The organism is Asaia sp. SF2.1, assembly GCF_000505765.1.
GTDB lineage: Bacteria > Pseudomonadota > Alphaproteobacteria > Acetobacterales > Acetobacteraceae > Asaia > Asaia bogorensis.
On sequence record NZ_AYXS01000049.1, the window covers coordinates 59,620 to 69,239 of the forward strand.

Annotated in this window: 9 protein-coding genes and 1 tRNA gene; 4 read left to right on the forward strand and 6 right to left on the reverse strand. The window is 62.5% G+C overall.

Annotation, left to right across the window (positions count from 1 at the left end; all coding sequences use genetic code 11):
- On the forward strand, positions 1-493 hold a 493-nt coding region (locus tag P792_RS36220), incomplete at its 5' end, for a class I SAM-dependent methyltransferase (protein ID WP_031241528.1).
- A 23-nt stretch (positions 494-516) separates the two neighbouring features.
- On the opposite strand, the gene P792_RS33840 is transcribed toward P792_RS36220, so the two are convergent.
- Both P792_RS33840 and P792_RS33845 read right to left on the reverse strand, forming a co-directional pair.
- On the reverse strand, positions 517-696 hold the full coding sequence (locus P792_RS33840) for a Trm112 family protein (RefSeq protein WP_023979770.1): 180 nt from the start codon (positions 694-696) through the stop codon (positions 517-519).
- A gap of 109 nt (positions 697-805) precedes the next feature.
- Positions 806-1,780, reverse strand: coding sequence for a tetratricopeptide repeat protein (locus P792_RS33845; RefSeq protein ID WP_023979771.1), 975 nt, complete (start codon positions 1,778-1,780; stop codon positions 806-808).
- Positions 1,781-1,999: 219 nt separating this feature from the next.
- Here P792_RS33845 and P792_RS33850 point away from each other — a divergent pair.
- A tRNA-Gly gene (locus tag P792_RS33850) sits at positions 2,000-2,074 on the forward strand.
- Between the two features lie 211 nt (positions 2,075-2,285).
- On the opposite strand, the gene P792_RS0120190 is transcribed toward P792_RS33850, so the two are convergent.
- Complete coding sequence (locus tag P792_RS0120190) at positions 2,286-2,657, reverse strand: hypothetical protein (protein WP_010668705.1); 372 nt, start codon at positions 2,655-2,657, stop codon at positions 2,286-2,288.
- Positions 2,658-2,867: 210 nt separating this feature from the next.
- Here P792_RS0120190 and P792_RS33855 point away from each other — a divergent pair, with 210 nt between their 5' ends.
- Positions 2,868-3,233 carry a MarR family winged helix-turn-helix transcriptional regulator gene (locus tag P792_RS33855; protein WP_235075531.1) on the forward strand — a complete coding sequence of 122 codons (366 nt, stop codon included), beginning with the start codon at positions 2,868-2,870 and terminating at the stop codon, positions 3,231-3,233.
- A gap of 73 nt (positions 3,234-3,306) precedes the next feature.
- Here P792_RS33855 and P792_RS33860 read toward each other — a convergent pair whose 3' ends face one another.
- The 3 genes from P792_RS33860 to P792_RS33870 are packed head-to-tail and all read right to left on the reverse strand — an operon-like array spanning position 3,307 to position 8,697.
- Positions 3,307-6,468, reverse strand: coding sequence for an error-prone DNA polymerase (locus P792_RS33860; protein ID WP_031241532.1), 3,162 nt, complete (start codon positions 6,466-6,468; stop codon positions 3,307-3,309).
- Entirely contained in the window at positions 6,465-8,009 is a 1,545-nt protein-coding gene (locus P792_RS33865) for a DNA polymerase Y family protein (protein WP_256138674.1), read from the reverse strand. Before P792_RS33865 ends, P792_RS33860 begins: the two co-directional genes overlap by 4 nt.
- Positions 7,915-8,697, reverse strand: a complete 783-nt coding sequence (locus tag P792_RS33870; RefSeq protein ID WP_018308150.1) for an ImuA family protein — start codon at positions 8,695-8,697, stop codon at positions 7,915-7,917. Before P792_RS33870 ends, P792_RS33865 begins: the two co-directional genes overlap by 95 nt.
- Positions 8,698-8,894: 197 nt before the next feature.
- Here P792_RS33870 and P792_RS33875 point away from each other — a divergent pair, with 197 nt between their 5' ends.
- Positions 8,895-9,542 (forward strand): SOS response-associated peptidase, encoded by a 648-nt coding sequence (locus tag P792_RS33875; protein WP_010669086.1) that lies wholly within the window; start codon positions 8,895-8,897, stop codon positions 9,540-9,542.
- Positions 9,543-9,620: the final 78 nt, after the last annotated feature.

The following is a 9,620-nucleotide window of genomic DNA, read 5'->3' on the forward strand; positions in this document are numbered from 1 at the left end:
GCTGACCCGGATTCGCCCTGTCGGGGGTTTTGCGGAATCCCTGCCCTTTGCAGAGGGCATTTTTGATGTGGTGGCCAGCCGCTTCAGTGCCCATCACTGGTGCGATCTGCAGGAGGGGCTCAATGAGGCGCGCCGCGTGCTGCGACGGGGCGGTCTGGGGATCTTTATTGACACGGTCGCCCCGGAGGCCCCTATGGCCGATTCTGTGCTGCAGGCGATCGAAACCCTGCGCGATCCCTCGCACATGCGCAATTATCGCGTCTCGGAGTGGAGACGCAGTCTTGAAAGCGCTGGATTTACGTTGGAAGACTATCAGCCCTTGCGTCTGAAGCTCGACTTCACCTCATGGGTCGCGCGAACCCGGACGCCCGCCTTGCATCGGCAGGCCATCCTGTCGCTTCAGAGGGCGACGGATGCCGGGACCCGACAGCATTTTGCTGTCGAGGCTGACGGGAGCTTTACGCTCGATACGGCGCTTTTTACGGTGCGGTAGAGCACGGCGCCGGTCATGGCGTGTCAGTCGGCCAGGGGGCGGGCTTCTTCCGGCAGCATTACCGGAATGCCGTCGCGCACAGGGTAAGCAAGGCGGGCCCCCTTGCTGACAAGCTCCTGTGCCTCGCGGTCATAGATGAGCGCTTCCTTCGTCACCGGGCAGACAAGCATGGAAAGAAGGCGGGGATCGAGATCCTGAGCCATAGGTGAATCCTTCTGATGGATGGGAGAGGGGGTTGAATGGCCTCGACCCTGCCTTCGTCATTCCTCTTTTAAAGGGGAAGAAGGCAGGATGGCAGCCGCGAGGCGTGGCTCAGGAAAAGAGCAGGGCTGACAGCTTGCGTCGCGCGGGCAAGGTTGCCGGATCGGTATTACCCCAGGCTTCGAAGAAGCGCAGCAATTCGGCGCGCGCTGCGCCGTCATTCCACTCGCGGTCCTGTTTGATGATGGCAAGCAGCGTGTCTGCTGCCTCTGATTTATGACCCGCACCATTCAGGGCTCCAGCCAGACGAAAGCGCAGAGCGAGATTGTCGGGAGAAGCCGCACACTCTGCCCGGAGCCCGTCGAGCGCCGAGGCTGCCTGATGGCTCTCCTTGTGCAGGGCCAGGGCAGCGCGTGCGCCTGTCACGGCCGGGTGCTCCGCCAGCTTGGGTGGTACCTGACTCAGGGCTTCGTCCGCACCCTCATCATCACCCAATATCGTCAGCGCCCGGATCATGCCGCCCCAACCCTCGGGGTTTTCCGGTTCGATTTCAAGCAGCGAGGCAAACAGCCCGGCGGCTTCCTCTGCCTGACCTTCCTGCAGAGCAGCCGAGGCCGCGGCAAGGATATCCGCGCTTGGCAATGTGGCGCCGGTTGCCTTGACGATCTGTTCGATAAAGCGGCGCACTTCGCTCTCGGGCTGGGCGCCCTGCAGGATGTCGACAATCTGGCCCTTATAAAAGGCCGCAACAAGCGGGATCGACTGGATGGGCAGACCGACCTGCGCAAGCTGGGCAGCAAGCGCGGCATTGGCCTCGATATCGACCTTGACCAGCTTGACCCGACCGCCGGCCGCCGTCACGGCGCGCTCGAGCACGGGGGTCAGTTGCTTGCAGGGTCCGCACCAGGGCGCCCAGAAATCCACAAGTACGGGAAGCTGCCGGCTGGCTTCGAGTACCTCAGGCATGAAGCTGCGCTGATCGGCATCGACGATGAGTGCACCCTGTGTGCCGGGAGCGCCGGGGGACGGGGGCAGGCCTGCGTCGTTTCCGGGCTGGGGGCGATTCTGCCCAATGATATAGTCCATGGAATCTCTCTGTCCCGATGATGCGCGGCTTTTCGCTAGCATCACCTGTTGATCATCATGGCTACAAGATTGTTCTGAAGCGTGCAGGACGCAAGCCCGAGCCTGGGTGCGCGGCGTCGGGAGAGGCTCCCAAGAAAGAAAAGCAAAAAAAAAGCATGTTTTTTAAAAAACCCTCTTGCGCGCCACGGCCTCAGGCAGTAATTACCCGTCCAACGGAACGCGGGCGTAGCTCAGGGGTAGAGCACAACCTTGCCAAGGTTGGGGTCGTGGGTTCGAATCCCATCGCCCGCTCCAGATTTTCCAAGGAAAATCAGACGGATACGAGGAAGCCGCCGCAAGGCGGCTTTCGTCGTTTTGGGGTGTGGTGTCCACATGGTGTCCACCGCGAGGCTGAATCTGTGATGGCCTTAGCGGAGACACACACTTGTTTTGCGGTCCTGATCGCGCCGTCAATTCGTATCAATCGTTATTGTCGGTGTGCGCGGCTCACATCGGTACTCTGCGCTTATTGCCGTCGAGCAAGGCGCAGACCATCCCTGAAATTCAGGACCAGAAGAGTAAGATTGATAGAGCCGGCCAGAAGTTCGAGCGCCTGTATACTGTAGAATGGCCAACCGAATCGTGATGCCGCCGCGCGGGCGGCCAGAAACAGCGCACACGGTACGAGAACGCAAATCCCGTTGAGGCCGATGATCCGCATACGGCGGAGTTTCACGAGTGCCAGACCACGCGGAGCCCCACTTGTCGCGCGATAGCCCGAAAGCCCCGTTGTGGCGAGACATGGGACCAGGACCAATAATCCCCAGAGGATCGCACGCTTGACTGTGCTGATAATCGAGGCGTCGCCATAGAGTTCTGCGACGACCGAGGCAGTCATGAAACTGCCAATACAAAGGATCGACAGGCTTTCCTGTCACACGATGGAGACGGCGGAGAAGCGTTGGCATGATATGATCCTTGCTTCCTGAAGAGAAGGTCTTTTACATAGCAAGCCATGAAAGAAGATAGCAAGCCATATAAATGGCCGTCCCGAACCGACTCCCTTGGCTATATGGTCAACTGGGCCGCCCGGCTTTTTGCTCGTGAGATGGATGAAGCACTGCGGCCCTTTGGCCTCATGTCCGGTCAGCTACCGGTGATCTTCGCGTTGGCGGACGGCAAGACACGGAGCCAGCGTGAACTGGTGAACCTCGCGGCCGTCGAGCAATCCACGATGGCGAAGACCCTTTCACGAATGGAACGGGACGGGCTGATCGAACGCAAGCCGGATCCGAACGATCGCAGAAGCACGACGATATCGCTATCGCCATTAATGTCTGTCAGGTTGCCGGAGGTTGCGGCAGCCGTGGCGGTCATCAACGCCCGGAGCCATACGCATCTCTCGGAGGAGGAAGGTGAACGACTGCTTGATCTGCTTCACTGGGCGATCAAGGGTCTAGCAGAGAGGCCATGACGCAGATTTCCGATAACCGATGCACGCCTCTTACAATCATGGAAATGCGGCACAACACTCTGGACATCGCACATCAATGGAAATTCCGCGATCGAACTATGATGACGTCATCCGGGTGATGTCTGTCGCTTGGGGTGCCACCATTTGAGCGGTTTCCAACATCGGCGAGTAGTCCCGACTGGTCGATGATCTCCAGAGCGATCAGATGAATCACCTCGCCCTCCTTCTGAAGCCTCCCCTTCACAGCCACCATGCTGGCGGACAGGACCACCGGCCGGAATTTCTCGAAGGTGTCTGCCCAAATGATGACATTCAGCGTCGCCGTCTCGTCCTCCAGCGTCATAAAAACCACGCCTTTTGAAGAACCCGGACGCTGACGCACCAGGACGATTCCGGCTGCCGTCAGCCGCTTGCCATCCCTGGCATTGATTGCGTCCCGGCACGACAGGATGTCATCGCGCCTCAGATCATCCCGCAGAAAGGCAACCGGATGGTCCCGCAGGGTCAGGCCGATACGGTTATAGTCCCGTGCCACCTCGGCGCCGGCCCGCATGGGCTGGAGCAGGACATCCGGTTCCTTTGCTTCCCGGACGATCTCCGCAGCCGCGAACAAGGGCAACGGTTCATCCCGTAGCGCCTTGATCGCCCACAGAGCCTCACGCCGTGCCAGCCCGAACCCCGCACGAAACGCATCCGCCTCGGCCAGGTGGGTCAGGGCAGCGGCCTTCACGCCGGATCGTCGCCACAGATCGTCTATCGACACGAAGGGCCGATTCCCACGGGCCGCCACGATCCGCGCGGCATCCTCATTGGCCAGTCCCTTCACCAGGTTCATCCCGAGCCGCACCGCAAACAGGCCGTTCGCCCGTTCCGGCCCTTCAAGGATGGCCTCCCAGCGTGACCGGTTCACACAGATAGGCCGGACTTCCACCCCATGCGCCTGGGCGTCGCGGACGAGTTGGGCCGGCGCGTAGAAGCCCATCGGCTGGCTGTTCAGCAATGAGGCCAGGAACACGTCCGGATGGCGGCATTTCATCCACGATGACGAATAGGCCAGGATGGCGAATGACGCGGCATGGCTCTCCGGGAAGCCATAGGAGCCGAAGCCCTCAAGCTGCTGGTAGATACGCTCGGCGAATTCCTCCGGATATCCGTTCTCCCTTATGCCTTCGAGCAGGCGGGTCTGGAATTTCGAGACCGTCCCGGTGTTCTTGAAGGTCGCCATCGCACGCCTGAGTTGATCGGCCTCGGCCGCCGTGAACCCGGCACATACCATGGCCACCTGCATGACCTGTTCCTGAAAAAGCGGCACGCCGAGGGTCCGCTTCAGGACTTCCTCCAGTTCCGGGGTCGGGTAATCGGGCTGCTCCAGGCCCTCCCGCCGGCGCAGATACGGATGAACCATATCGCCCTGGATCGGTCCGGGACGGACGATGGCGACCTCGATCACCAGGTCATAATAGGTCCGGGGCTTCAGGCGCGGCAGCATCGACATTTGCGCCCGGCTCTCGATCTGGAACACGCCGATCGTGTCTGCCTTGCGGATCATGGCGTAGGTCCGCGGGTCTTCGGCCGGAATGGTCTGGAGCGTGAAGCGCTGCCCCTTGTGTTCGGCGAGCAGGTCCAGTCCCTTCTTCATGCAGGTCAGCATGCCAAGCGCCAGCACATCAACCTTCATGAATTTCAGCGCGTCGATGTCGTCCTTGTCCCACTCGATGGTCTGGCGATTCTCCATCGCCGCCGGTTCGATCGGCACCAGTTCGTCCAGCCGGTCATGGGTCAGCACGAAGCCGCCCGGATGCTGGGACAGATGACGCGGCACGCCAATCAGGGCACGCGCCAGATCGAGCGTCAGACGGATACGCCGGTCAGTCAGGTCGATTCCGGTCTCGGCGAATTTCTCCGCATCGACCTCGCGCGACCAGCCCCATATCTGTTTCGACAGCAGGGTGATCAGGTCTTCCGGCAGCCCCATCACCTTGCCCACATCACGGAGAGCCCCCTTGGCCCGATACCGGGTGACCACGGCGGTCAGTGCCGCGCGGGTGCGACCGTAATGGTCATAGATCCACTGGATGATTTCCTCGCGACGGGCATGCTCGAAATCCACGTCGATGTCCGGCGGCTCGCCCCGCTCTTCCGAGATGAACCGCTCGAACAGCAATGTCGTCCGCGACGGGTCGATCGCCGTGATGCCCAGCACGAAACAGACAGCGCTATTGGCCGCCGATCCGCGACCCTGGCACAGAATGCCCCGCCGCCTCGACTCGCGAACGATGCTGTTCACCGTCAGGAAGTAGGGCGCGTAGGACATGCGCCCGATCAGCGCCAGTTCATGGCGGAGAATTTCAGCCACGTCCTCGGGGATGCCATCCGTATAGAAGGCTCTCGCACCTTCCCACGTCAGGGCTTCCAGTGCTTCCTGGGGTGTCTGGCCCGGCGTCGTGATTTCATCGGGATATTGATACGCTAGATCGTCGAGGCTGAACCGGCAGCGTTCGACGATCTCCATGCTCCGGTCGATCGCTTCGGGATATCGCGAGAACAGGCGCGCGATTTCCTGGGGCGGCTTGAGATAGCGATCGGCATGACGCTCACGGACGAAGCCAGCCCGGTCTATGGTCGTATTATGCCGAACACAGGTGACGACATCCTGGAGAATGCGGCGGTCATGGATATCGAACAGCACGTCATTGGTGACGACGGTCTTCACCCGGCGCGCATGGGCCATATTCGCCAATTCATAGAGCCGCATCTGATCATTCGGCCGGCGGCGCAGGGTCAGTGCCATATAGGCCCGGTCCCCGAAGGCATCCCGCAGCTTCCGCAGATGCAGGGCGCAGTCCTCGCCGGCGACATCCGGCACCAGCACGGCCTGAAGTCCGTCGCCCCACTCGGCCAGATCGGCCCAGTTCAGCAGGCATTTCCCCTTGCCGGCGCGCGCCTTGCCGATCGACAGCAGCCGACATAAGCGGCCATAGGCGGCGCGGTCCATCGGATAGACCAGGACCGGCGGAAAGTCGGCGAGGTCGAGCCGGCATCCGACCACCAGCCGCATGCCGGTATCTTTCGCGGCGATGTGGGCCTGGACGATGCCGGCCAGTGTGTTGCGGTCGGTGATCCCGATGGCGGAAAGTCCGAGACGTTTGGCCTGGGCAAACAGTTCGGCAGGCGCAGACACGCCCCGCAGGAACGAGAAATAGCTGGTGACCTGAAGCTCGGCATAGCGGGTCATGCGAACAGCCCGTGCATGAACCATCTCTGCGAGCCGGTTTCTCCATGTTCGCCATCACCCTCGCGGAAGACCCAGAATCGGTCGCCGGCCGTGTCCTCGATCCGGAAATAATCCCGCGCGATCGTCAGTTCCGTATCACCCTTCCACCATTCGCCGAAGACGCGCTCAGGCCCGTCGGCGCAGCGCACGCGATGCCGGATACCGCGCCAGATAAAGAAGATCGGCGGCTGGTCCGGCAATTCGGCCATGGCCTGGACAGGTTCCGGCCGGGAAAGCAGCCGGGTCGGTCGTGGCCATCCGACCGGCCAGGTGGCGCCGTCATCCGGAGCCAGTGCCGGCACCCGGCAGACCGACCGCTCGGGAATGTCGCTCTCCACAGGGGCAAACCGGTAGAGCGATTCCCCACCGACGCGATTGGCCAGCGTGTCGATCAGGCCGGAGATGTCGGCTTCTTCCTCTTCGATCAGCGAGGAAACCCGCTGCCTGACCTCCATCGGCTCGGCCAGGACGGCGACCAGTTCCATGCGCTCAATGCCATAGCCCGGATCGATCGTCTCGATCTTCTCGCACAGCAGGCGCGTCAGATGCTTCGCGTCCCTTGCCGGCCGGGCCGTGGCGATCCGGATCGTCTGGGTTTGGCTGTCCAACCGGTGCAACAGGAGGTCGAGCAGCCGTATGCCGTCGCCCCTGGCATCCAGCCCTTCACACAGGACGGGAACCAGCTTGCCGATATAGCGGGCAATGGTCTCGGCCGCGCCGATGGGTTCGGCGAAGTTGCGCGCCACAGAAACCGGATCGACCGGGCGCACGGCCAGGATCGGTTCGGCGATGCGCCCATAAGCCTGGTCCAGACGGCGTTCCAGTTCCGGCCCGAACCGCAAGGTCAGCGGCGCGCGCGGCATGGCGGCCAGCTTGCCGATCCGGGAGATACCCAGCGTCCGCAATCCTTCGATGACGGCAGCCGGAAGCCGCAATGCCTCGATCGGCAGGTTGGAGAGCGTGTCGGGGATGCCTCCGTCGGGCACGATGATGATCCGGCCACGTCCATATCTGGCCAGGGCATGAGCGGCACCCCAGGTTCCGGCGATCGTGACCTTGGCGGTAAAGCCTGAGTCAGCCAGGCGACGGACCACGGCGTCCAGCATCGCCGGCTCGCCACCATGGAGATGATCCGTGCCGGTCGTGTCCATTACGATGCCATCAGGCAGTCCGCCGGATGCGTCCACGGCCACGATCGGCGCGATCCGCCGCTGGAACCAGAGAGCCAGAGCCTCCAGCCCGGCTCGGTCGCCGTCGGGGTCGGCATCCATGATGGTCAGATCGGGATAGAGCGCCTGGGCCTTGGCAACCGGAATGCCGGGCGTCACCCCGATCTTGCGGGCGGCAAGGTCGGCGGACATGACGACGCGACGGCTGCCTTCCCGGCCGGCCAGGGCCAGCGGTGTCTCAGGCGCGGCGTTGCCCAGCTTCTTCCTGATGCGCTCCGTCGGCCACAGAGGCAGGTAGAGCGACACCACACGATTCGATCCTCCCGTTGGCATCGCACCCCTCCACCTCGAAATCCGCGCATTCCCCCGATCGCGCGCGCAGCAATTCCAGCATCCACCGGGGCCGCTCCACGCCGGGCACGGGAAGCGGCGCGGATGGCAGGACAGAGACCCGCCAGCGTGTGGTGCTGGCTGTCGGCTGTCCGAAATCGGCGGCTTCCGTCTGGCGGCGCCATCTCCGGACAGCCAGGCCGATGGTCCCGGTTCCCTCGGCCGCGATCTGCAAGCGCCGCGAGGCCGTCATCGTCAGTCGCCCGACCTCGGCGACCACGGACCCCAGCCCGCCATGTCGCAGACCTTCCTCGAAGCAGGCCAGGGCGTCGTTGTCCGAGGATGCTTCAACGTGGATGACCCGGCGAGCGGCCAGTCCGGCCTGATCGAGAGCCGGCGCGAAGATGTCCTGCCGGGTGACGATCCACAGCACCTTGCCTCTGGTCCGGCCGGCAATCCCTGCGGCGAACAGGGCCGCAGCCGTGGCGTTGAGGGCGTCAGTCCCGCCACCGGCCACCTCATGAAGCGCGCCCAGGACCAGGCCGCCACCCGGTAACCTCGCGTCGATCTCCTTCACGCCGAATGGCAGGACGGCGCGTTTATGGCTTTTGTGTCCTTCGAGCCGGGCAATGGTCGCCTGAAGCGCTTCCAGGGCGGGCTTCTTCCGGGCTGGGCTCCCTTTCGTGGTCATCTCGAATCCGTCCGATGCTGGCGGCGTCAGTAGCTATATGTTCATGGTTTGTTCCTAACGCGCGATAAGAGTCAAGGCACGATTACCGGAGGTGTGACACAGTGCAGGGAATAGCTGAGGCCCAGCTATGTCTCTGATATCTGTAAAGCTTTGAGTCTCAGGGATTTTTTCTGGCCGACGACGGAAGGACGGCACCGATGTGCAACCTCTACTCCGTAATGACGAACCAGGAGGCGATCAGGATGATCGCCAGGGTCATGATCGATCATATCGGCAACCTGCAACCGTTGCCCGAGGTGTGGCCGAATACAATGGCCCCAATCATCCGCAATGCCGAGGGCGGCAGGGAACTGGTCATGGCCCGCTGGGGAATGCCGACGCCACCCGGCATGCTCAAGGGCAGGAAGGTGGATCGGGGCATAACCAATATCCGGCATATGGAATCGTCCTGGTGGCGGCGATGGGAAGGCGTGGAACATCGCTGCCTGGTGCCGCTGACGGCGTTTGCCGAGCCCGAACATCTGCCCGAAGGTGGAAGTCGTCAGGTCTGGTTCGCCAGAGCGGATGGCGAGCCGCTGGCCTTCTTCGCCGGTCTGTGGTGCCGGTGGACGTCGGTCAGGAAACTGGCTGACGGCGAGACGACAAATAACCTGTATGGATTCCTGACCACTGAAGCCAACCGGGAGGTCGGTGCTATTCATCCTTGGGCCATGCCAGTTATCCTGACGCAGCAGGAAGATATGGATCTGTGGATGACAGCGCCGGCACCTGAGGCCTTGCAGGTGCAGCAGGCATTGCCGGACGGAGCGCTAATAGCGATTGCTCCACCCACGGGGGTTGCTTGATGGCGCCTCTACGAGGCGCGCTATGCGCCGCCGATCCACCGCCCCGTAATGGTCGGACGTGTGGAACGCACTGACCAG